Source organism: Niveispirillum irakense DSM 11586 (genome assembly GCF_000429645.1).
Classification (GTDB): Bacteria; Pseudomonadota; Alphaproteobacteria; order Azospirillales; family Azospirillaceae; genus Niveispirillum; species Niveispirillum irakense.
In genome coordinates this window covers 297,871-320,576 of the sequence record NZ_AUCG01000016.1, presented here as the reverse complement: position 1 = coordinate 320,576, position 22,706 = coordinate 297,871, and the positions used below count along the sequence as shown (strand labels likewise).

At 64.2% G+C, this 22,706-nt stretch carries 23 protein-coding genes; 10 read left to right on the top strand and 13 right to left on the bottom strand.

What is annotated here, in order from left to right; genetic code table 11:
* Positions 1 to 90: 90 nt before the first annotated feature.
* The 6 genes from G473_RS29000 to G473_RS0104920 all read right to left on the bottom strand — a co-directional run bounded on the left by G473_RS29000 (position 91) and on the right by G473_RS0104920 (position 7,717).
* Positions 91 to 2,385 (bottom strand): sensor histidine kinase, encoded by a 2,295-nt coding sequence (locus G473_RS29000; RefSeq protein ID WP_051329883.1) that lies wholly within the window; start codon positions 2,383 to 2,385, stop codon positions 91 to 93.
* The gene (gene eutC, locus G473_RS0104940; RefSeq protein ID WP_029012195.1) at positions 2,382 to 3,185 is read right to left on the bottom strand and encodes an ethanolamine ammonia-lyase subunit EutC; all 804 of its coding nucleotides are present in this window, start codon (positions 3,183 to 3,185) and stop codon (positions 2,382 to 2,384) included. Before eutC ends, G473_RS29000 begins: the two co-directional genes overlap by 4 nt.
* A complete protein-coding gene (locus G473_RS0104935) occupies positions 3,185 to 4,570 on the bottom strand; it encodes an ethanolamine ammonia-lyase subunit EutB (protein ID WP_029012194.1) in 1,386 nt (461 codons plus the stop codon). Before G473_RS0104935 ends, eutC begins: the two co-directional genes overlap by 1 nt.
* A gap of 130 nt (positions 4,571 to 4,700) precedes the next feature.
* Complete coding sequence (locus tag G473_RS0104930) at positions 4,701 to 5,585, bottom strand: prephenate/arogenate dehydrogenase family protein (RefSeq protein WP_029012193.1); 885 nt, start codon at positions 5,583 to 5,585, stop codon at positions 4,701 to 4,703.
* 98 nt (positions 5,586 to 5,683) lie between these two features.
* Positions 5,684 to 6,781: a histidinol-phosphate transaminase gene (gene hisC, locus G473_RS0104925; RefSeq protein ID WP_029012192.1), complete on the bottom strand. Its 1,098-nt coding sequence runs from the start codon at positions 6,779 to 6,781 to the stop codon at positions 5,684 to 5,686.
* Between the two features lie 69 nt (positions 6,782 to 6,850).
* Positions 6,851 to 7,717 carry a chorismate mutase gene (locus tag G473_RS0104920; RefSeq protein WP_029012191.1) on the bottom strand — a complete coding sequence of 289 codons (867 nt, stop codon included), beginning with the start codon at positions 7,715 to 7,717 and terminating at the stop codon, positions 6,851 to 6,853.
* A gap of 164 nt (positions 7,718 to 7,881) precedes the next feature.
* Here G473_RS0104920 and metX point away from each other — a divergent pair, with 164 nt between their 5' ends.
* The 4 genes from metX (at position 7,882) to G473_RS25130 (ending at position 10,551) form a co-directional block, all read left to right on the top strand.
* Positions 7,882 to 9,096, top strand: coding sequence for a homoserine O-acetyltransferase MetX (metX, locus tag G473_RS0104915; protein ID WP_029012190.1), 1,215 nt, complete (start codon positions 7,882 to 7,884; stop codon positions 9,094 to 9,096).
* 7 nt (positions 9,097 to 9,103) lie between these two features.
* Positions 9,104 to 9,730, top strand: a complete 627-nt coding sequence (gene metW, locus G473_RS0104910) for a methionine biosynthesis protein MetW (RefSeq protein ID WP_035705375.1) — start codon at positions 9,104 to 9,106, stop codon at positions 9,728 to 9,730.
* Positions 9,731 to 9,931: 201 nt separating this feature from the next.
* Positions 9,932 to 10,072, top strand: coding sequence for a hypothetical protein (locus G473_RS30200; RefSeq protein WP_154667262.1), 141 nt, complete (start codon positions 9,932 to 9,934; stop codon positions 10,070 to 10,072).
* A 167-nt stretch (positions 10,073 to 10,239) separates the two neighbouring features.
* On the top strand, positions 10,240 to 10,551 hold the full coding sequence (locus tag G473_RS25130; RefSeq protein ID WP_035705696.1) for a LapA family protein: 312 nt from the start codon (positions 10,240 to 10,242) through the stop codon (positions 10,549 to 10,551).
* 82 nt (positions 10,552 to 10,633) lie between these two features.
* Here G473_RS25130 and G473_RS0104895 read toward each other — a convergent pair whose 3' ends face one another.
* Positions 10,634 to 12,814, bottom strand: coding sequence for a M3 family metallopeptidase (locus tag G473_RS0104895; protein ID WP_245579990.1), 2,181 nt, complete (start codon positions 12,812 to 12,814; stop codon positions 10,634 to 10,636).
* Positions 12,815 to 13,000: 186 nt separating this feature from the next.
* Between G473_RS0104895 and G473_RS0104890 the strand changes: the two genes are divergently transcribed.
* Positions 13,001 to 13,798, top strand: a complete 798-nt coding sequence (locus G473_RS0104890) for a polyphosphate kinase 2 family protein (RefSeq protein ID WP_029012187.1) — start codon at positions 13,001 to 13,003, stop codon at positions 13,796 to 13,798.
* Between the two features lie 12 nt (positions 13,799 to 13,810).
* On the opposite strand, the gene G473_RS0104885 is transcribed toward G473_RS0104890, so the two are convergent.
* A complete protein-coding gene (locus G473_RS0104885; RefSeq protein WP_029012186.1) occupies positions 13,811 to 14,170 on the bottom strand; it encodes a hypothetical protein in 360 nt (119 codons plus the stop codon).
* A 30-nt stretch (positions 14,171 to 14,200) separates the two neighbouring features.
* The gene (locus G473_RS0104880; RefSeq protein ID WP_029012185.1) at positions 14,201 to 14,965 is read right to left on the bottom strand and encodes a methyltransferase domain-containing protein; all 765 of its coding nucleotides are present in this window, start codon (positions 14,963 to 14,965) and stop codon (positions 14,201 to 14,203) included.
* A gap of 162 nt (positions 14,966 to 15,127) precedes the next feature.
* Between G473_RS0104880 and mutM the strand changes: the two genes are divergently transcribed.
* From mutM to dnaA, 3 genes are all read left to right on the top strand, one after another.
* The gene (gene mutM, locus G473_RS0104875) at positions 15,128 to 15,970 is read left to right on the top strand and encodes a bifunctional DNA-formamidopyrimidine glycosylase/DNA-(apurinic or apyrimidinic site) lyase (RefSeq protein WP_029012184.1); all 843 of its coding nucleotides are present in this window, start codon (positions 15,128 to 15,130) and stop codon (positions 15,968 to 15,970) included.
* Positions 15,971 to 16,271: 301 nt separating this feature from the next.
* Positions 16,272 to 16,535, top strand: a complete 264-nt coding sequence (gene rpsT, locus G473_RS0104870; RefSeq protein ID WP_029012183.1) for a 30S ribosomal protein S20 — start codon at positions 16,272 to 16,274, stop codon at positions 16,533 to 16,535.
* A 640-nt stretch (positions 16,536 to 17,175) separates the two neighbouring features.
* Positions 17,176 to 18,594, top strand: a complete 1,419-nt coding sequence (gene dnaA / locus G473_RS0104865; protein ID WP_029012182.1) for a chromosomal replication initiator protein DnaA — start codon at positions 17,176 to 17,178, stop codon at positions 18,592 to 18,594.
* A 21-nt stretch (positions 18,595 to 18,615) separates the two neighbouring features.
* On the opposite strand, the gene G473_RS0104860 is transcribed toward dnaA, so the two are convergent.
* The 4 genes from G473_RS0104860 to G473_RS0104845 form a co-directional block, all read right to left on the bottom strand.
* Complete coding sequence (locus G473_RS0104860) at positions 18,616 to 19,260, bottom strand: histidine phosphatase family protein (RefSeq protein WP_029012181.1); 645 nt, start codon at positions 19,258 to 19,260, stop codon at positions 18,616 to 18,618.
* On the bottom strand, positions 19,251 to 20,165 hold the full coding sequence (hemF, locus tag G473_RS0104855; protein ID WP_029012180.1) for an oxygen-dependent coproporphyrinogen oxidase: 915 nt from the start codon (positions 20,163 to 20,165) through the stop codon (positions 19,251 to 19,253). Before hemF ends, G473_RS0104860 begins: the two co-directional genes overlap by 10 nt.
* Before the next feature lie 90 nt (positions 20,166 to 20,255).
* Positions 20,256 to 20,714 (bottom strand): tRNA (cytidine(34)-2'-O)-methyltransferase, encoded by a 459-nt coding sequence (locus tag G473_RS0104850; protein ID WP_029012179.1) that lies wholly within the window; start codon positions 20,712 to 20,714, stop codon positions 20,256 to 20,258.
* 96 nt (positions 20,715 to 20,810) lie between these two features.
* Positions 20,811 to 21,044, bottom strand: coding sequence for a hypothetical protein (locus G473_RS0104845; RefSeq protein ID WP_029012178.1), 234 nt, complete (start codon positions 21,042 to 21,044; stop codon positions 20,811 to 20,813).
* A gap of 289 nt (positions 21,045 to 21,333) precedes the next feature.
* Here G473_RS0104845 and rpmB point away from each other — a divergent pair, with 289 nt between their 5' ends.
* Both rpmB and G473_RS0104835 read left to right on the top strand, forming a co-directional pair.
* Positions 21,334 to 21,630 (top strand): 50S ribosomal protein L28, encoded by a 297-nt coding sequence (gene rpmB / locus G473_RS0104840; protein ID WP_029012177.1) that lies wholly within the window; start codon positions 21,334 to 21,336, stop codon positions 21,628 to 21,630.
* A 132-nt stretch (positions 21,631 to 21,762) separates the two neighbouring features.
* Positions 21,763 to 22,551 carry a queuosine precursor transporter gene (locus tag G473_RS0104835; protein ID WP_051329882.1) on the top strand — a complete coding sequence of 263 codons (789 nt, stop codon included), beginning with the start codon at positions 21,763 to 21,765 and terminating at the stop codon, positions 22,549 to 22,551.
* Positions 22,552 to 22,706 lie beyond the last annotated feature (155 nt).

Sequence of the window (22,706 nt, the reverse complement as noted above, 5' to 3'; positions counted from 1 at the left end):
CGGTTCAAATGGAATCATTTGAACCATGAATTACACGACAAAACAAAAACTTAGAGTCCATCCGATGCTTCAATCAGCATCGGATGGACTCTAGTCCGGCGCGGTGCCGGTCAGGGCGGCGAGCGGCAGCACGATATGGCAGAGAAGCCCATCCGTGTGCCATTGCATCTCCAGCCGGCCGCGTAGCTGCATGCGGACATTGGCATCGATCATCTGGGAACCGAAGCCCCGGCCTGCCGGTGGCTGCACCGGTGGCCCGCCGCTTTCGCGCCAGATCAGGTGCAGATCCCCCGCCACGATTTCCCAATCCACCGCCACCCGCCCCGATGGGGTGGCGAGCGCGCCATATTTGGCGGCATTGGTCGCCAGTTCATGGAAGATCATGCCGACGGCCTGGGTGGCATCCGGCCCCACATCCAGCGACGGCCCGGTCAGCCGGGTGCGGTCCAGGGCATCGGCGCCCAGATAGGGCGCAAGTGCCTCTTCTGCCAGGGCCCTGAGCGATGCACCCTTCCATTTGTTGCGGGCCAGCAGCGCATGGGCCCGCGCCAGGGCGGAAACCCGGCCTTCCACCGCCGCAACGAATGCCTGCTGGCTGTCGGCGCGGGTCAGGCGAACGAGGGATTGCACCACGGCCAGCACATTCTTGGCGCGATGATCCACCTCCCGCATCAGCAATTCCTGCCGGGCCTGGGCTTTTTTGCGGGCGGTGATGTCGCGGGTCACGCCCACCATGCGCAAGGGGCGTCCATCCGGGGTGGTGTCCGCCTGGGCGGAAACGGCCAGCCAGCGCGGCCCGTCACCCGTATCCAGCACGCGGAATTCATGCTGATAGTCGCCGCCTTCACGTGCTGCCGCTTCATAATCGGCCTGGATCGCCTCCCGTTCCTCCGGGACGATCCGGTCGAAGATGTGGTGGACCGGGAAGGGCTGTTCCAGATGGGACAGGCCGAACAGGTTTGCCAGTTCGGGGGCGCAGGTCACCCCATCCGTTTCCAGATCAACTGACCACAGCATCAGCCGGCCGGAGCGCATGGCAACAGTCAGCATATGCTGCTGCGTCCGCAACGCGCCTTCCGCCTCCTTCAGGTCGGTAATGTCGATGGCGACGCCATCCCAGATGATGCTGCCATCGCCAAGCGCCCGGGCCGATGCGCCGCTGCGCAGCCAGCGGATGCTGCCATCCGGACGGCGGATGCGCGCCTCTACCCGATAAGGCAGCAACAGCCGCGCCGACCGGTCCAGTTCAGCAGCCCACAGGGCGCGCTCTTCGGGCAGGATCAGCTTTTCCATATCCTCGCCCGAAAGGCCGCCCGGTTGAACCGACACCCCCAGCAAGGGCGCGGCAGCGGCGCTGAGGTAAGGATAGGTGACCGACCCGTCCGGGTGGCGCACCCGGCGATAGATGATGCCCGGCAGGTTGCTGGCCACCTCCGTCAGCCGCTTTTCCTCCCGCTTTTCCCCCCGCAACCGGGCCAATGCCAGTTCCGCCTCCCGGCGGCGGGCGGTGGTGTGGCCAAAGGCCAGCGCCAGCACCAGCACCATGGCGATGCTGATCCCCCCTGCTGCCAGCATGGTCAGGCGGAATCGCAGTTGCGGTTCCTCAAGCGTGGCGGCCGGTGCAGCGGCGATTACCCACCAGCCGCTGCGGTCGCCGCGCAGCATGGCGACCGCCATGTTCTCACCCGTCGCCTGGCTGGCGGTGTAGAAAAAATCGGCTTGTCTGCCGGATGTGGCCATCTCGTGCAGGCGCGTCGCCAGACTGGGGGAGATTGACCGGCCGATATATTTTTCCGGGTTGGGCAGGCGCGCCAGGATCTGCTGGTCCTTATCCAGCAGGCCAACCACCCAGCCGGTGGGGGCTGCGATTTCCTCCAGGCCGCCAGCCAGCACGGCGGGGCGCACCACTGCCCGTAATTGCTGGCCCTGCCGGCCGATGGCGATATCCAGCGCGATGCCCGGTCCATCCCCGCATTCGGATGGTTGGAAAAGGGAACTGATACGCGGCTGCTCCGGGGCTGGCAGGATCGGTGCCTGAACCTGCCCCTCCCGCCCGGCCTGAGCCTGAACCGTGCCGTCACTGTCGAACAGGATCACGGCGCACCAGCCGGGCCGCAATGCCAGCATGCGGTTAGCATAGGCGATGAAGGGTTCTGGCTGCGACCGGGCAAGGCCCGGCGTGCTGGCCAGTGCCTGCAAGGTGGCCAGTTCCGCCGCCAGTTCCGCTTCCACGGCGGCAAGACCGTCCTGGGCCACCGTGCGCACGGCGGCCTCTGCCTGTCGTTCGCGGTCCCGGTCCAGCACGCCGACCAGGGTACCGGCAAAAACCAGCATGGGAAGGGCAATGGCGCTTGCGGCCAGGGCAAGCCGCCTTGTGCTGTTCATTGTGGCGCCGTCAGGGTGGCGGGGGACTTGATGGTTTCGCCCAGAGCCGGCGGGCGGTCCGCTTTCAGGCCGATACCGGTCAGCTTCAGGCGCTGTGCCTCCCGCATCAGAAAGGCGATGGTATCGGCGGCGACGGCCAGGGGCAGCCCGTCGGGACGGATGTTGGATACGCAGTTGCGCTCGGCATCCCGGCTCATGCCCGGTCGCGGCTGGAAGGTCAGATAGGCGCCGATACTGTCGGCCGCGCTCAATCCTGGCCGCTCCCCGATCAGCATCAGCACCATGCGCGCGTTCAGCGCAGCGGCGACATCATCGCCCAGGGCCACGCGCGCCTGACGGGCAATGACGATAGGGGCCAGTTCCCAGCCTTCCAGATGCGGCAGCAGGGCGCGCAGCAGCGGGACGCCATGATCATGCAGCGCGCGGGCGGACAGCCCGTCCGCCAGCACGATCACGGCCGCATATCCATCGTGCCGGCCCCCGGACGGGCAACTCATCGCCGACAGCGCGGTGGCGTCCTCCGGATGCAGCCGCCGGCCCAGGTCGGGCCGCTGGAGATATGTCGCCCGGTCCGGCGCCTGACTGCGCACCATCAGATGGGGTTCGGAGCAAAGCTGGTCAGCCAGCGCATCGGCATCCAGCGGCTGGTGAACGGCATCGCGCGCCAGGGCGTGGGCGGCCTGAAATTCCAGCAGCCGGGCTGTGGGCAGCCCGTCACCCGTGCGTCCCAGCCCGACACGGGCCGGCGTCATCCGCCGCAGCCGCGCCCAAGGACCGTCGAAAGCCTCGTTATCGCTCATCAAAGCGTTCCCGCCAGCAGGCGTCCGGCGCCGGTGCCGTCCAAGGCCGGGCGCATCCGACCGTTGCCATCCATCACCCCCATCCGGGCCAGCCAGGCCTCAAATTCCGGTGCCGGGCGCAGGCCCAGGGCCGAGCGGACATAAAGCGCATCATGGAAGGATGTGCTCTGGTAGGACAGCATGATGTCATCGGCCCCCGGCACGCCCATGATGTAGGAACAGCCGGCCACCCCCAGCAGGGTCAGCAGATTGTCCATATCATCCTGATCGGCTTCTGCATGGTTGGTGTAGCAGACATCCACCCCCATCGGCAGGCCCAGCAGCTTGCCGCAGCAATGATCCTCCAGCCCGGCGCGGGTGATCTGTTTGCCGTCATAAAGATATTCCGGCCCGATGAAGCCGACGACGCTGTTGACCAGCAGCGGGCGGAAGTGCCGTGCCACGGCATAGGCCCGCACCTCCATCGTCTGCTGGTCCAGCCCGTGATGGGCATCAGCGGACAGGGCGCTGCCCTGGCCGGTTTCAAAATACATCACATTGTCGCCGATGGTGCCGCGCTTCAGGGCCAATGCGGCCTCCTGCGCTTCGGCCAGCAGGGATAAATCCACACCGAAGGCGCGGTTGGCGGCCTGCGACCCGGCAATGGACTGAAAGACCAGATCAACCGGGCCGCCGCGCTCCATCACCTGCATCATGGTGGTGACATGGGCCAGCACGCAGGTCTGCACCGGCGCATCCCAGCGCCGCCGCATCTCGTCCATCATGGACAGAAGGTCCAGACTGCTGCCGACCGTGTCGGTGGCGGGGTTGATGCCGATCACGGCATCACCGCAGCCATACATCAACCCATCCAGGATGGCGGCGGCAATGGCCGTTGGATCATCCGTCGGGTGGTTGGGCTGCAAGCGCACGGACAGGCGGCCGGGCAGGCCGATGCTGGTGCGGAAGCGGCTGACCACCCGGCATTTGCGCGCCACGGCGATCAGGTCCTGGTTGCGCATCAGCTTGGATGTGGCGGCCACCATTTCCGGGGTCAGGCCGGGCGATAAGGCGGCCAGGGCCGGGCCATCCGCCGCATCCGACAGCAGCCAGTCGCGGAACTGCCCCACCGTCATCGCGGATACAGGCGCGAAGGCGGTACCCTCATGGCTGTCCATGATCAGGCGCGTCACCTCATCCGCCTCATAGGGGATCAGGTCAGTGGACAGGAAGGTTTTCAGCGGCACATCGGCCAGCGCCAGCCGGGCGGCTACCCGTTCAGCATCGCTGGCGGCAGCGACCCCGGCCAGCACATCGCCGGAACGGGCGGGCCCTGCCTTGGCCAGCAGGGTGCCCAGATCATCGAACCGGTATTGTGTCCGGCCCAGTGTCGCGGCGAAGCCCACGCTTAATCCCCCTGGCGACGATAATGTGGCGCCAGCCTATCAAAGTGGCCGGGGCTTACAAGATGGCGCATGCCGTCATCGGGGGAGGGCGGCCGGGTCATTCGGATGAGGGGGAGGGGGGAAGGGCCCCTCAGGCCTGCCGCGCGTCGATGATGGACCGGCGGATGGCGCGGGTGCGGGTGAATAATTCTTCCAGCTTTTCCCCCTCGCCCCAGCGGATGGCACGCTGCAACGCGGTCAAATCTTCCGTGAAGCGCTGGATCACTTCCAGCACGGCTTCCCGGTTGTTCAGGAAAATGTCGCGCCACATCACGGGGTCGCTGGCGGCGATGCGGGTGAAATCGCGGAAGCCGCTGGCGGAAAACCGGATCACTTCCGATTTCAGATGGTCTTCCAGATCGGTCGCCGTGCCGACGATGGTATAGGCGATCAAGTGCGGCAGATGGCTGGTGATGGCCAGCACCCGGTCATGGTGGCCGGGCTCCATCATCTCCAACTGGCTGCCGCAGCCGCGCCAGAAGGCGGCCAGCTTCTCCACCGCATCCGGGTTCGCGCCCGGAGGCGGGGTCAGGATGCACCAGCGGTTCTTGAACAGGGCGGCAAACCCGGCATCGGGGCCGGAATGTTCGGTGCCGGCCAGCGGATGGCCGGGGATGAAATGCACGCCCTCGGGCACATGCGGGCCGATATCACGCAGCACCGACTGTTTCACCGACCCGACATCGGTCAGGATGGTGCCGGGCTTCAGATGCGGGCAGATCACGGCGCCCAGATCGGCGAAGGCCCCGATGGGTGTGGCCAGCACCACCAGATCAGCCGTGGCGGCGAGCGCCGGATCCGGGCTGGCGGTGGCGGCCAGCCCCAGTTCCATCACCCGGTCGCAAACGGCCTGGCTGCGGTCGATACAGACAACATCCCCGGCCAGCCCCGGATATTCCGCCACGCACCGCGCGATCGAGGAACCGATCAGGCCGAAGCCGACAATGGCGACGCGGGTAAAAAGCGGGGCGGTCATGGGAAAGCTACCTTCGGGGAGTTAAGCCACCGTCACTATCATGCCGGCCGGGATCATCCAATCCCATGGCCGGCACAACGATGCCGATGGGGCTGGGATTATCCATGCACCCAATCAGCCAAGCCCTTCACCACCTGCTCCATCTCTTCCCGCAGGCCGATGGAGATGCGCAGGCAGTTGCCCAGGCCGTAGGAACTCATCTGGCGGACCAGGATGCCGCGTGATTTCAGCAATTGCCGGGCGGCTTCCGGGTCGGCCTTCTGGCCCAACTGCTCGCTGAAATCGACCAGCACGAAATTGGCGACGGACGGATGGACCTTCAGGCCCAGCGCCTGCACCTGTTCCACGAACCAGTTGCGGTTCTCGTCATTCAGGATGCGGGACTTCTCAACGAATTCCACATCCTCCATCGCGGCCACGCCGGCGGCGATAGCGGAAGAGGAGATGTTGAAGGGCCCGCGCACCCGGTTCAGCACATCGGCCACATTGCTGGAGCAATAGGCCCAGCCCAGCCGCAGCCCGCCCAGCGCGTAAATCTTGGAGAAGGTCCGCGTCATGACGACGTTGGGGAAGCTTTCCACCAGTTCCGCGCCGGAGCTGTAATCATTGGTGCGCACAAATTCCGCATAGGCGGCATCAATCACCAGCAGCACATGCTCGGGCAGGCCGGCATGCAGGCGGGTCAGTTCGCGCGCGGTCAGATAACTGCCGGTCGGGTTGTTCGGGTTGGCGATGAAGACGATGCGCGTGCGTTCATTCACCCGCGCCAGCAGGGCATCCACATCGGATTTCAGGTTCGTTTCCGGGGCGGCCACGGCGGTGGCGCCCACCGACTTGGCGGCAATCGGATAGATCAGGAAGCCGTGACGGGAATAAAGTACCTCCGTCCCCGGCCCGGCATAGCATTTGGCGAGAAGCTGCAGGAGCTCGTCCGAGCCAGCGCCGCAGACGATGCGCGCCGGATCATAGCCATAGCGGCGTCCGATCGCCTCCCGCAGGGCCTTGGCTGTGCCATCGGGATAGCGGTGAAGCTCCCCCGTCAGGTTGCGATAGGCTTCCATCGCCTTGGGGCTGGGACCCAGGGCGCCTTCATTGGAGGCCAGCCGGATCAACCGGTCGGCACCGGGGGCATGGGCCTCCCCGCCGACATAGGGGGCGATGTCCAGGATACCGGGATTGGGGATCGGGCCGGTCATGAAGGCAACCTTGGCAGGAGGACGGTGGAAAGGCTTAGGGCCGGGCGACCTGTCCTTGATCAGGACAGATCAGGGCCGGGTCAGCATGATGGGGGTGGCATAGGCGCCGATGGGCAGCACGCGCACGGCATTGTCGCCCAGCTTGGCCGCAACCGCCGCCAGACGCGGATCGTCGGAGGGGACGAAATCGACCACCTCGACCAGATGCACGGCCCCGGCCCCGCCGGGCAGATGATGGGTGCGGAGCTGCAAGGTGGTGAAGCCCACCGCCTCCAGCACATCCTTCAACCGGCCACGGCTGATATCCTGGGTGAATTCCACCGCCAGCAGGGTGCGGTCATCGCCGGTGGCTTCCATGGGCACAGCAGCCAGGACCAGGGCGTCCCCCCCCTCGCGCCCGACCTGCTGGCCGGTATAGCGCAGGAAAGGCAGGCGGGCGATGATGCGCGGCGTTTTCGGGTCGGGGGAGACAAGGAAGCGCCACCAGGCGTCCTGATCCTCTTCCTCCGGCCAGGGCACGACGGCCAGCACGGCATTACCATCCGACACGGCGCGCATGGCGGCCATGGGGGTGTTGACGGCAAAAGCCGGGGTGGAACTGCCGAAATGGTCGCGGGCATTGTCCCACAGGGCGCTGCGCTGATCGTCCGGGCAGACGACGGCGACGGCGAGTGGCCCCTGGATGCGGGTCAAGGCGGCCACCATCTCCCGCCAGATGCGGACCAGGGCCGGCACCGGGAACAGGCCGTCATGGCGGGTGACCAGGGCACGGATAATCTCCGCCTCCCGGCCGGGCCGGATGGAGGGACGTCCCGCCGGCTTCACCTTGGCGACTTCCTGCACCACTTCGGTGCGCCGCATCAGGAGCTTGTGGATGGCCACGTCGATCTCATCGATCTCGCGGCGCAGGTCGTCCAGCGTGGGTGTGGGGGACATGGAAAGCCGGAAAAAATCTACCGTACAGGGCCGGATAGTAGTAAGCGGGCACTGTTCCAAAAGCAAAGAAAACATTGACACCCGCCGGGCCGGTTCCCTAGCTGTAGGCACCCGGCCGCCGATGCCGCCGCCCGGCAATCGGCGCGGTTTGTGCAGGACTTGTAATGACCGCCGCGCTTCCCGATACCAAGGTTCTTTCCCCTGGAAATCCGCCCCTTTCCCCGGCCAGGATCGTCGTTCTGGGCCAGGATACGCCGTTCCGGCTGGATAGCGGGGTGGAACTGGGCGGCTTCCGCATCGCCTATCAGACCTATGGCACATTGAACGCCGACCGCACCAACGCGGTGCTGGTCTGCCATGCACTGACCGGTGATCATTACGTTGCCGAAAAGCATCCGGTGACGGGCAAGCCCGGCTGGTGGAACCTGATGGTCGGCCCCGGCAAGCCGATCGATACCGATCGTTATTTCGTCATCTGTTCCAACGTCATCGGCAGTTGCATGGGCAGCGAGGGGCCGAAGGAACTGAACCTCGTCACCGGCAAGCCCTGGGCGCTGGATTTCCCCGTCATCACCATTGCAGACATGGTGCGGGCCCAGCGCCTGCTGGTGGAGTATCTGGGCGTTGACCAGCTTTTCTGCGTCATTGGCGGGTCCATGGGCGGGATGCAGGTGTTGCAATGGGCCGTCTCCTACCCGGACAAGGTTTATTGCTGCCTGCCCATCGCCACCGCCGCCCGGCACAGCGCCCAGAACATCGCCTTTCATGAGGTTGGCCGCCAGGCGATCATGGCCGATCCGGAATGGTGTGGCGGTGATTACCTGAACAAGGGCACAAAGCCGACCAAGGGCCTGTCGGTTGCGCGCATGGCGGCGCACATCACCTATCTGTCCGAGGCGGCGCTGCACCGCAAATTCGGCCGCAACCTGCAGGATCGCAAGGCTGTCACCTTCGGCTTTGATGCCGATTTCCAGGTGGAAAGCTATCTGCGCCACCAGGGCATCAGCTTCGTGGAGCGGTTTGACGCCAACTCCTATCTCTATATCACCCGTGCCATGGATTATTTCGATCTGGCGGCTGACCATGGCGGGGTGCTGGCCAATGCCTTCCAGGTGACGGGGCCGGACGGCAAGCGCACAGGCACGCCGGTGCGCTTCTGTCTGGTCAGCTTCTCGTCCGACTGGCTGTTCCCGACCAGCGAAAGCCGCGCGGTTGTGCATGCGCTGAATTCCGTGGCGGCCAATGTCAGCTTCGTGGAGATCACGACCGACAAGGGGCATGACGCCTTCCTGCTGGATGAGCCGGAATTTTATCAGGTCGTGCGCGGATTCGTGGATGGCAATGCGGAACGGCGCGGCCTGGCCGCCAGGGTAGGGTGATCTGATCATGGCGGGGCATGAGACGAACGGGCATATAAGGCCCGATCTGGAACGGATTGTCGAATGGGTGCAGCCGGGCGCCCGTGTGCTGGATGTCGGCTGCGGCGATGGTGAATTGCTGCATGCTTTGGTCCGCCGCAAGCAGGTGGACGGGCGGGGGCTGGAACTGTCGATGGACGGGGTGCGCTGTTCCGTCGGTCATGGGCTGCCGGTTATCCAGGGCGATGCTGATACCGACCTGAAGGATTATCCGTCCGACGGGTTCGACTATGTCATCCTGTCCCAGACGCTCCAGGCCACCCGCCGCCCGCGTGAGGTGCTGGAACATCTGGTGCGGATTGGCCGCTATGCCATCATCTCCCTGCCCAATTTCGGCTATTGGCGGGTGCGGATGGAATTGTTGCTGCGGGGGCGGATGCCGGTTACCGACCGGCTGGGCCATCAATGGTATGAGACGCCCAATATCCACTTCTGCACCATCCGCGATTTCATCACCCTGTGCGATGATGCGGGCATATCGATAGAACGCAGTGTCATTCTGGGCGCTGGCGAGCGCCCTCTGCCCCATCCTGCCGCTTCTGCGCGTGCCAATTGGTTGGGGGAGCAGGGCCTTTTCCTGTTGCGCCGCAACTAAGGAAATTTCGGAAATCCGATACAGAAGGTTATAATCTGACTTTATCTCTTGTGGCCGATCCCGATTGGGGGCAGTCTTTCATGACGGTTCGGTTGCAGCCGGGTGACAGAAAGGCCCCCCAGCAACTCCCTCCCGATTGTGGCCGGACCGGCTTTTTACGACCAGCGCCTCTTGCGAGGCGTCTGCCATGGAGGGTCGAGGATGCCACAACCCCAACGTGCCTATGCCGAGATGGCCGGATCGTTGCGTAGCGCGCGCGAGCGCCTGGAGCGGTTGGAACGTGTATCCACCGCCCTGCTGGGCTTGTCCTTCGCCCTGCTGATCGGGGCGATGATCGTGTGATCCCCCGGCATGCGTCTGGTCCCTGTTCTGCGCATGCCACCTGTTCCGCCAAATTCTCCGTTATGGCGGATTTGCTGGAAACTTTTGACGGCCCCGGCGTTATGCTTCGGGGCCGTCTTTTTTTCCAGGCGCCCTATCCGGGCCGATAACAAGAGAGAGCAAGCCCCGTGCGTTACCTGTCCTGGCTGATCACCTTGCCGCTCACGGTCATCGCCATCTCCTTCGCCGTCTCCAACCTGATGCCGGTACAACTCAGCCTGTGGCCGTTCCCCTTCTTTGTGGAGGTGCCGGCCTTCGCGCTGGTGTTGGTGACGCTGGTGGTCGGGTTCCTTCTGGGGGGGCTTACCGTCTGGGTTGGGCAGCATCACCATCGCAAGGCTGAGCGCCAGCACCAGAGCCGGGCTGACAAGCTGCAAAAGGAACTGGATGCGCTGCGGGCGGGCACGGCGCGGGATGTGACGCTGACCAAGGTTTCCTGACCCGGTTTATCGGTCCCCCGACCAAAGAAAAAGGCGCCCCCGTTGCCGGGAGCGCCTTTGCCATCACCCTTAAACAGGGTGATCAGTTCACGCGGTTATCCAGCAGGCCGCGATTCTTCAGCAGCGCATCCACCTTGGGCGCGCGGCCACGGAAGCCGATATAGGCTTCCATCGGATCACGGGAGCCGCCGGCGGAATAGACATTCTCGTACAGCTTCTTCGACAGGGCCGGGTCGAAGATGTCCCCGGCTTCCTTGAAGGCGTTGAAGCCGTCGGCATCCAGCACTTCAGCCCACATATAGCTGTAATAGCCGGCCGAATAGCCGTCGCCGGAGAAGATGTGCAGGAAGTGCGGGCTGCGGTGGCGCATGACGATTTCCTTCGGCATGCCCAGCTTGGTCAGCGTCTCCCGCTCGAACGTATCCGCATCCAGGTTCTTGGCATCGGTCAGGCTGTGATAGGCCAGATCGACCAGGGCCGAAGAGGTGTAGGAGACGGTGGCAAAGCCCTGGTTAAAGGTCTGCGAGGCGATGATCTTGTCCAGCAGTTCCTTCGGGATCGGCTTGCCGGTCTGATAATGGACGGCAAATTTCTGCAGGATCTCCGGCTCGGCCACCCAATGTTCCAGCACCTGGCTGGGGAATTCCACGAAGTCGCGCAGCACGCTTGTGCCGGAGACGCGCGGATAGGTGACCTCTGACAGCATGCCATGCAGACCATGGCCAAATTCGTGGAACAAGGTCGTTGCATCGTCGAAGGAGAGCAGGGTCGGCTGACCTTCGGCGCCCTTGGCGAAGTTGTTGTTGTTCAGCACGATCGGGCGGATGTCGCCGGCCAGCTTCTGCTGGTCGCGCAGGCTCGACATCCAGGCGCCGGACCGCTTGGACGGGCGGGCGAAATTGTCGCTGTAGAAGACGGCCAGATGCTTGCCGTTCTTGTCCTTGGCCTCATAGACCTTCACGTCCGGATGGTACGTGGGCACGCCCTGCAATTCGGTGAAGGTGACGCCGAACAGACGGTTGGCGGTGTAGAACATCGCCTCGACCATCTTGTCGAGCTGGAAGTACGGCTTGATCTCTTCTTCGTTCAGGTCGTACTTCGCCTTGCGGACCTTCTCGGCGTAATAATACCAGTCCCACGGCTCAATCTGGATATTCTGGCCTTCAGAGGCGGCCAGCTTCTGCATCTCGTCGCGTTCTTCCGCCGCGCGCACCTTGGCCGGCTCCCACACCTGCATCAGCAGGTCGTTCACGGCTGCCGGGGTCTTGGCCATGGTGTCGGCCAGCTTGTATTCCGCGAAGGTCTTGAAGCCCAGCAGGTTGGCCCGCTCGATGCGGAGCTGGACGATTTCCTTGATGATGGCGTTGTTATCGTGCGCATCGCCATTGTCGCCACGGGCGATCCAGGCCTTCCAGGCCTGTTCACGCAAGCCGCGATTATCGGAGAAGGTCAGGAACGGCTCGATCGAGGAGCGGGACAGGGTGATGACATATTTGCCCTCTTCCCCCCGTTCCTTGGCCGCCTGGGACGCGGCAGCGACCACGAAATCAGGCAGGCCGGCCAACTGGTCTTTGCTGGTCAGGACCAGCTTATATTCCTTCTCGTCCGCCAGCACATTCTGGCTGAACTCGGTCGAGAGCACGGCCAGGCGCTGCATGATCGCGGCCACGCGCTCGCGGTCCTTGCCCTTCAACTCGGCGCCGGCGCGCACGAAGCCGGAATGGTAGCGTTCCAGCACGCGATCCTGTTCCGGCGTCAGCTTCAGCGTGGCGCGCTGCTTGTAAAGCGCATCGACACGGGCGAACAGAGCCGCATTCAGGTTGATGGTATTGCTGTGATCGGCCAGCAGGGGGGCCGTCTCGCGCTGGATCTTCTGCAGCTCGTCATTGGTGTTGGACGAGGTAAGGTTGGAGAAGACGCTCGACACGCGGTCCAGCCTCTCACCCGACTTTTCCATCGCATCGATGGTGTTGGCGAAGGTCGGGGCGGCCTTGTTCTCGCTGATGGCCTTGATTTCCGCCAGATGCTCTTCCATCGCCTTTTCAAAGGCGGGGCGGAAATGGGCGGGCTTGATGCTGTCGAACGGCGGAACGCCGAACGGGGTCTTCCATTCCTGGAAGAAAGGATTGTCTTTCATCTGCGCCTTCGTATCCGTCTGTGCCACCTGCGTCGTGCTGCCGGCGGCCAGCGCCGGCATGGTTGCCGCCGCACCAACCATGGACAGGATCAGGGCCGAAGCCCCCGCCATCAAGACCTTCTTCACCGTATCAATCTCCGTTTGCCAGAGTCTTTGTCCGAGGGGATCATGGGTCGGCGAATAAAAGCCGCATGGCAAGGCCTGTAACATGAGCGTTACAATCCATGGACGGAATAGGTGGCCTTCTGGCCCGATCCCGCCAGTGGGGCGTTATACGCCCGGCCTCCGCGTAACCGCCCAAGGTGATATTGAATGAGCCGCGCCGACAAGGACCATCCCCGCCTGGATCGGGTGGATATGAAAAGCCACCGCTATGCCGATAAGGAAAGCTATCAGCGGGAACTGGCCGCCCTGCAGCAGACCGTGATGCATGTGCAGCAGGCCTATTGGCATGCCAAGAAACGCGCCATCATTGTGTTTGAAGGCTGGGATGCTGCTGGCAAGGGCGGGGCGATCCGCCGCCTGACGGAGACGATGGACCCGCGCGGCGCCCATGTCTGGCCGATCGCGGCACCCCTGCCGCAGGAGCAGGGGCGGCATTATTTGTGGCGCTTCTGGCAGCGCCTGCCGGAGCCGGGCACCTTCGCCATCTTCGACCGGTCCTGGTATGGGCGGGTTATGGTGGAACGGGTGGAAGGCTTCGCCAAGCCGGCTGAATGGCGCCGCGCCTATCGGGAAATCAACGAGTTTGAGCGGATGCTGACCGATGACGGCGTGCGCATCGTGAAACTGTTCCTGCATATCAGCGACGAGGAACAGAAGGAGCGTTTCCACGAACGGCTGCACAATCCGTACAAGCGCTGGAAACTGACCGAGGAAGATCTGCGCAACCGGGCCAAGCGACCGGCCTATGAGGAGGCGATCAACGAGATGTTCGCCCATACCAGCCCGCCCAGCGCCCCCTGGCATCTGATCCCGGCGGATGCGAAATGGTATGCGCGGGTGGAGGTGCTGCGCCACATCGTGGAGCGTTTGTCGGAGGATATGGATATTTCCCCACCCCCGCTGGACCATGATTTCATGCGGGCGGCGGAGAAGCTGCTGGGGTGAGGCGAAAAGCGCTCACCCTTTCTGGCAGGTGGACTTCTCCTCCGACAGCATGCGGCAGACCAGGCCCTTGCTGTTCTTGAAGGTGGCGTCGGGGTTGCGGCGCACGGCGACATCGTTGGTGAACTGCACCCACCCGGCGCTGCCCCAATGTGACTGGATGCCGTTGGAGAAGCTGGGGTTGCCGTCTGCCGTCTTGGTGACGGTGACCCCGTTGGAATAACGGATATTTCCCTTCTCATCCTGGCGCGCGACGATGCCATTCGTACACATCACCAGCGATTCCGTCGCGTCCTGGCGGCTGCAGGTCAAGGGCTGTGTGCCACCCGCCATCACCATGGCATAGAGCGTCACCTCAAACACGTTCAGGGGCATGCGTTTTTCCTCCAGCCCGCCTTTGGCGGGTCATTTCTGGGCAATGATGAACAGGCGGCGGAACGGAAACAAGGTGGTGCCGTCCGTTTCCGCCGGATAGGCATGGCGCAGGCTTTGTGCATAAGCATCGCGGAAGCGTGCCGCCGCATCCTCGTCCAGGCGCAGCATGACCGGCAGCAGCGTGGTGCCCTTTACCCATTCCAGCACAGGATCGGGCCCGGGCAGGGCGTGCAGATATTCGGTCTCCCAAATCTCCACCGTGCGGCAATAGGGGCGCAGTACCCGCCAGTAAGCATCGGGTGTCAGTACATTCTCATGGTCCAGGGCCCCGTGCAGCGCCTCCTCCCATTCCGGCTCGCCGGCCAGATCGCGCAGCAGCCGGTGGGACGGGGCGTCGAAATTGCGCGGCATCTGGATGGCCAGCACCCCATCCGCCGCCAGCGCACCCGCCAGATGGCCGAACAGGGCGCCATGGCGTGGCAGCCAGTGCAAGGCCGCGTTGGAGAAAATCAGGTCCATGGGCCGTTCGGGGCGCCATTGCGCGGCGTCCCCTAACTCCCACACCACGCCGGACGGCTCATGCGCGGCCTTGGCCAGCATGGCCCGGTCATTATCCACGCCGATGACGCGTGCATGGGGGTAATTATCCGCCAGTTGCCGGGTCAGATAGCCCGTGCCGCAGCCCAGATCGACGATCCTTTCCGGCGCCAGGGGCGGCAGGGCGCGGATCAAATCCTGCCCGGGCCGTTCCCGTGCGGCGCGGAACAACTCATACTGGTCCGGATTCCAGCCCATGCTCGGCCCTCCCGCCCTGGTCCCACAGCCGGGATCGGGGTGGGAAAGGGCCGACATTATAGCGTGGCCGCCAGACTTTGCAGAATGACAGGCGGCATATACATGAGGGGGATTACGGCCTATCACCGCCGGCTAGTATGACCCGCTCAAGGGAGCCTTCCCATGCCCGAATTGCCCGAGGTTGAAACCGTCCGCCGTGGTCTGGCGCTGAAGCTGGAGGGGCGGGTACTGGCGCGGGTGGATCAGTACCGGCCCGATCTGCGCTTTCCCCTGCCGCCGGATTTTGCCGCCAGCCTGACGGGGCGGCGCATCCTGTCGCTGGACCGGCGGGCCAAATATATCCTGGCCCGGCTGGAAGGCGGGCTGGTCTGGCTGATCCATCTGGGCATGTCGGGCCGGATGCTGGTGCAGCCGGGCCCTGCCGGTGCGCCCGGCACCCATGACCATCTGGTGTTCCATACCGATGATGGCTGTGTCGTCACTTATAATGACGCCCGCCGGTTCGGCGCGATGGACCTGTTCCCGGAGACGGCGCTGGAAACCCACCCCATGCTGGCAGGGTTGGGGCCGGAGCCGCTGGGCAATGGGTTCAGCGAGGCGGTATTGTCGGCGCGGCTGGCAGGCCGCCGCACGCCGATCAAGGCGGCGCTATTGGATCAGCGCATCGTGGCGGGGCTTGGCAACATTTATGTGTGCGAGGCCTTGTTCCGCGCAGGCATCGCGCCCGACCGGCTGGCCGCCACCGTTGCGGGGGCCGATGCTGCCCGGCTGGTGCCCGTGATCCGCGATGTGCTGACGGAAGCGATTGCCGCCGGCGGTTCCACCTTGCGGGATTTTGTGCAGTCGGATGGGGAGTTGGGCTATTTCCAGCATAATTTCCGGGTCTATGGCCGGGAGGATGAGCCGTGCCAGACCTGTGGTCATGACGGAGACCCGGCTGGCCTGATCCGCCGGATCACCCAGGCCGGCCGGTCCACCTTCTATTGCGGGCGGTGTCAGCGCTGAGATCCAAGGGCGATTTGTGCTAGAGCTTTCCTGGTTGATCCGGGAAGCAGGCCCGAATCGTCAGTCCCCCCAGAATTGGGTGTCTGCTTTCAATCAGCCCCCTATATCTGTGAAAAACTGCGCTATCATTATTCCCTGCTCTGGTCAAAAACCGCCATGACTACACAGGACTCAGAATTGACCGGTTGAGAGTCGCAACTTTGGCATGGGCGGGCTGCCTTCACCCGCTTGACGTTCAGCCGGACCCCCTGTATAAGCGCCGCTTCCTACGGCACATCCAAGTTCCGCGTAAAGGTTTTCCATGGCCAATCACAAGTCCGCTGAGAAGCGCATCCGTCAGACCGCCCGCCGGACTGAGGTCAACCGCGCTCGCGTCAGCCGCATCCGCACCTTCCTGAAGAAGGTCGAAACCGCTATTGCTTCCGGCGACAAGGGCGCCGCCGCCGAGGCCTTCAAGGCCGCTCAGCCGGAGCTGATGCGCGGTGCGACCAAGGGCGTTCTGCACAAGAACACCGTGTCGCGCAAGCTGTCCCGCCTGTCCGGCCGTATCAAGGCCCTGGGCTGAGCGGCTGTCGCCGTAGCATGAACCGCGCGATCTGATGGATCGCGCGGATTTGTGCGTCTGCGATTTGCCCCTGGTGCGGGGGCGGCCTGTTCAGGTCCGCTTCCTGTCACGGTAGGGCGCGCCAGCCTTGTGCTGGCTGTTTTCGATGCGATGCACCAATAGGTGCGCGCACGATTTTTGCTTTTTTAGTCGTTCCCTTTTCGGTCCCGTTGCGGCGGGATATCGGCCCCACTAGCATCCTTACCCGCGCGTGATGCGCGACAAGGGGTAGCTGAACGGGACATGTGCGCATGTCCTGAGAAAGTATTAGGGGGCTGGCGCGATAATGGACGTTTAAAATTCGTCCAAAATCCCGCCTGTCGGGCTTCTGCCCGTTCTTGACATAAGAACCTGTGCGAAAGGCGTAACCCTTCAGGTGCGCCTTATGTGGGGCTTATATTCTGGACGGTTCTGGTGATTATTCATGCGGCGGTGGCTGCATGGGTATCCGTGACCGAGCCTGGGCTGGCTGTGCCATGGTGTCTTGCCGTGGTTTCCGGCCCGAAGGGAATGATTTGGCATTGAAGTCCGCGAGAGGCGGGGCGCTGCTGCCGATCCGGCATTGGCGTGCAGGCAGCGGGCTGGGGGGAGCGGCGGTCGAATGTCGGTGCAGAGTTCGCTGGATCAGCAATGGGCGCGGGTGCGGGACCGCCTCAAGGATGAAGTCGGCGAGACCGCTTATCGGAGCTGGCTGAAACCGCTGACCGTCGGTTCCCTGGAAGGGGGGCAGGTCCGCATCCTGGTGCCGACCCGCTTCATGCGCGACTGGATTCGCACCCATTACGCCGACCGTATCCGCGCCCTCTGGTCGGGTGAGAATAATCTGGTTCAATCGGTCGAGATCGTGGTCGCCGCCCCTGTGCGCGCCGATACAGCCCCCCCTGCCATGGAAAGCCCCAGCTCTGCCCCCGCCCCCGTGGCCCGCGAAGAGGTGGTGGCGGAACTGGTGATTGAGCCGGTGCCGGCGAGTGCCAATGGCGATGAGCGGGCCGATGAGATGTCGGCCCCGCTGGACCCCCGCTTCACTTTCGAGAATTTTGTCGTCGGCAAGCCAAACGAGCTGGCGTTTGCCGCCGCCCGCCGGGTGGCCGAATCCCATTCCGTGCCGTTCAACCCGCTGTTCCTCTATGGCGGTGTGGGTCTGGGTAAGACCCACTTGATGCACGCTATTGCCTGGGCCATCCGCAAGAAGGACCCATCGCGCCGGGTGATCTATCTCTCGGCCGAAAAATTCATGTACCAGTTCATCCGTGCCCTGCGCTTCAAGGATACGATGGCGTTCAAGGAGCAGTTCCGCTCCGTGGACGTGCTGATGATCGACGATGTGCAGTTCATTTCCGGCAAGGACAGCACGCAGGAAGAATTCTTCCACACCTTCAATGCCCTGGTGGACCAGAACCGTCAGGTGATCATCAGCGCCGACAAAAGCCCGTCGGATCTGGAAGGCATGGAAGAACGGCTGCGTTCCCGTTTGGGCTGGGGGCTGGTGGCGGATATCCACCCCACCACCTATGAGCTGCGTCTGGGCATTCTCCAGCAGAAGGCCGACCGGATCGGCGCCAAGATCCCGCAGAAGGTGCTGGAATTCCTGGCCCACAAGATCACCAGCAATGTGCGTGAGCTTGAAGGCAGCCTGAACCGCATCGTCGCCCATGCCGAACTGGTGGGCCGCGCCATCACGCTGGAATCGGCGCAGGACGTGCTGCATGACCTGCTGCGCGCCAGCAACCGCCGCGTGACGATCGAAGAGATCCAGAAGAAGGTGGCGGAGCATTTCAACATCCGCCTGGCCGACATGAGCAGCGCGCGCCGCGCCCGCGCCGTGGCCCGGCCGCGTCAGGTGGCCATGTATCTGGCCAAGCAACTGACCCAGCGGTCCCTGCCGGAAATCGGCCGCAAGTTCGGCGACCGCGACCACACCACCGTGATGCACGCGGTGCGCAAGGTGGATGAGCTGTGCGGCACCGATCCCGCCTTTGCAGAAGATGTGGAACTGCTGCGCCGGATGCTGGAAGGCTGATCCTTAACCGGGATCAGCCTTTTACCCCAGTTCCTCCACCCCGTGCGGGGTCAGGCGCCAGACCTTGTCCTGCGGCACGGGCAGGCGCACGGCGGTATCCTGGTCCTGGCCGGCATAATGGGCGCGCAGCACGCGCCCGCTCATCCCATGTGAAATCACGATGGTCGGGCGGTCGATCCCGGACAGGAAGCCCAGCAGGCGCTGGCGCACCTCCTCATACCGCTCTCCCTCGGGCGCGTGGAACTGCCAGCCATGCGGGCCATGGTCGGCCAGCCAGGGATTGGCGGCCTGAATTTCCGTCCGCGTCATGCCTTCCCACACGCCGAAGCTGACTTCGGCGACTCGTGGATCGGTTTCCACCGGCAATTCCAGATAACGGTTGATGATGCGCGCCGTCTCCATCGTCCGCCCCAGGGGGGAGGCGACGAACCGCACCTGTGCCCGCCAGTCGGGAATCGCCGCCACCAGCCGGCGCAGCACCTGGCCGACATGATCGGCCTGGGTGCGGCCATGCGGGGTCAGGTCGCTGTCGCGCTGGCCCTGGCAGCGGGCGGCCACATTCCATTCCGTCTGCCCATGGCGCACCAGCAGCAGCGGATGGGGGGGCAGGGCGGGAGCCCGTTCAGGGGAAGCGGTGGAACGGGGGGAGGGGACGCTCAGGGCCATTTCACTTCCGGTGGCAGGCTCATCAGGATGGCTTCGATATTGCCGCCGGTCTTCAGGCCGAACAGCGTGCCGCGATCATGGATCAGGTTGAACTCGACATAGCGACCCCGGCGGATCAATTGATGGTCGCGCTGGGCTGCCGTCCAGGCTGCGTTCATCCGCCGTGCGACGATACGGGGATAGATTTCCAGGAACGCCTCGCCCACCGCGCGGGTGAAGGCGAAATCGGCCTGCCAGTCGCCGCTGTCCAACTGGTCATAGAAAATGCCGCCGGCCCCGCGCGGTTCGCCCCGATGGGGCAGGAAGAAATAGCGGTCGCACCATTCCTTGAAGCGGGAATAATAATTAGCCCCATGGGCATCGCAGGCCCGCTTCAGGGCGGCATGGAAATCGGCTGCGTCTTCCGCCGTCTCGATACTGTCCAGGAACATGGGCGTCAGGTCGGCGCCGCCGCCGAACCAGCTTTGCCCCGTCACCAGCATGCGGGTGTTCATATGCACCGCTGGCACCAGGGGGCTGCGCATATGGGCCACCAGGCTGATGCCGCTGGCCCAGAAATTCCCCGTCTCCGCCGCCCCGGTGATGGAGGCGCGGAATTCCGGGGAGAAGGTGCCGTGAACGGTGGAGACATTCACCCCCACCTTCTCAAACACCCGGCCCTTCATGATGCTCATCACCCCGCCGCCGCCTTCGCCACCGCTATGGTCGGTCCGGTTCCAGCTTTTGCGCTCAAACCGTCCGGCGGGCAGGTCGCCATGCGGGCCGCCGGCCAGATCATCCTCCAGCGTCTCAAACGCAGCGCAGATCCGGTCGCGCAGGCTTTCAAACCAGGCGCGGGCCTGAGCCTGGCGGTCGGCCAGGATATCGGCAGGGGGAAGCGGGGAGGGGGAGGCGGCGTGGGACATGAACGGTTCCGGGGCAATAACGGCGGCGGGAAAGGGTTTAGTCCGATTCCCCGCCGCAAGCGAGGGGGGAATCCCGGATGTCCGATATGGTCAGGGGCTGGCAGTCGGGTAGAGGCCAGTCTGCCGCATCGCCTCCCCCAGCACCAGGGCGGCAGCCACGGCCACATTCAGCGACCGGGAACCGGGCTGCATCGGCACCAGCACCCGCGCCTCCACGCTGTCATGCACATCATCGGGCACGCCGCTGCTTTCCCGGCCCAGCAGCAGGATATCGTCAGGCTGGAAGTGGAAGTCGATATGGGGCACGGCGGCGCGCGTGGTCAGCAGCACCAGACGGCCCTGGCGGCTCTGCGTGAACCGTGCCCAGTTCATATGCCGGGTGATGTCCGCATGCTCGGCATAATCCATGGCCGACCGGCGCAGACGCCGGTCATCCAGGATGAAGCCGCAGGGCTCGATAATATCCACGGCCACGCCCATGCAGGCGCCAAGCCGGATCAGGGTGCCGGTATTTTGCGGGATATCCGGCTGGTAAAGGGCGATTCGCACGGGCGGAAGACACGCATTTCTAAGGACAGGCCAGAACAGGGCCCTGCATAAAGCTGTGCGCGCTCACGCGCCAGCACAAAGGGGCCGCGGGGCCTGTCAGGTCAGCACATCCAGATACATGCCCCGTCGATAGCGCGCGGGCAGGCGCAGGATGCCATCCACCATCAGGGCGGCCAGTTCCTTGGCATTGGGCCAGCGGTTGCCGGGGCGGCCCGGCAGGATACCCTTGCCGGGGATGCTGGGCACGGCCCCGCCGGTGCGCCGGCCGCCGCTTTCACTGACAGAGCCGCCGACGCCGCCGGCAGAAGAACCAACCCTTGTCTCGACCATATGATATCTCTCCCTTCCAGCCGGGGCCGGAATGATGCTGCAGGTGATCATAAGCCCGGCGGGTGCCGCGGGAAAGGCCGGGTATCGGCCCTGACCTTAATATCCCTGCCGCACGAAGCCCGCCCATGCGTGAAAAGCGGCGGGACACGGGCTTGACTCACCGGGCGCTCGGGTATATCAACGCGGCTCCGTCGACCGGGGTTTCCCTGGCCGGCTGTGGTAATTCTTGTCCCGGTGCGCCCCGGTTCCATCTGCGGGCCGCCAGCAGCAATTAAGATAGGTGGTTCCAATGTCCCGCAAGTGCGCCGTGACCGGCAAGGGTGTGCAGACCGGTAACAACGTCTCCCACGCCAACAACAAGTCCCGCCGGCGCTTCCTGCCGAACCTGCAGGAAACCTCCCTGATGTCCGACGCGCTGGGCCGCATGGTGCGCCTGCGCCTGTCGACCAACGGCATCCGCACGATCGAGCACAAGGGTGGCCTGGACGCCGCCCTGCTGGATATCGCTGACGCCAAGCTGAGCGACGACGCCCGCAAGGTGAAGAAGCAGATCCAGAAGGTGCTGGCCGCCAAGGCCGCCGCCTGATCGGCGTCTGACGTTACAGTTCGCTGCTGACGGTATCGTCGGCCCCGCGAGACCCCGCTTGGGTGTTTCGCGGGGCCGCTGCCGTTTGGGGTGCCGGAAAGGCACCCGTCCCGATCCCGGAAATCCCGTCCCATGCCTTTGTCGCCTGCCGATCTTATTGCCTGGTTGAACCAGATCCCGCCGGAAGCGCTGCTGGCCTTCCAGGCCCTGTTCTGTTTCAGCACCATCCTGGTGATGGCCCGGCTGTTCGGCGCGGCGGGCCTATATCTCTATATTGCCGTGGCCGTGATCGCCGCCAATGTGGAAGTGCTGAAGGCGGTGCAGTTCGGCTTTTACGACCATCCGGTCGCCATGGGCACGGTGCTGTTCAGCTCCACTTATCTGGCCACCGATATCCTGACCGAGCATTTTGGCCGTCAGGCCGCGCGCAAGGCGGTGTTCCTGTCCTTTGCCGCCTATCTGCTGTTCACCCTGCTGATGATCCTGACGCTGGGCTTCCGGCCCATGAGCGCGGAACAGGCGGGCACGGAGATGGCCTGGGCCTTGGGCATGCAGGACCATATAGCCGCCCTGTTCACCCCGGCCCCGGCCTTGTTCGCGGCGGGGATGACGGCGTACCTGACCAGCCAACTGTTCGATGTCTGGATCTATCAGCGCATCCGGGGGGCTACGGGCGACCGTCACCTCTGGCTGCGCAACAACGGCTCCACCATGCTCTCCTCGCTGGTGGATAATGTGATCTTCTCCGTCCTGGCCTGGGTGGTCTTCTCCCCCGACCCGGTGGGCTGGGAAGCCCTGCTCTACACCTATATCCTGGGCACCTATGGCATGCGCGTGGTGCTGACCATCATGGACACCCCCTTCATGTACCTGTCCCGCTGGGCGCTGGGGCGGCAGGTGGGGGCGGCGGTTCAGGGTTGATGGAAGTCCCAAAATTTCGCCCAGAAGATTGAAACGGCTCCCTAACCTGACATAAGATTTCCTGTCGGGTGGAGAGAGGTGTGTTGTGGATGATGTCGGCGGCGGTGGCGAATTCCGGGCGATCAGTGCTGCAAGTGATAGCCGGAACATTGTTG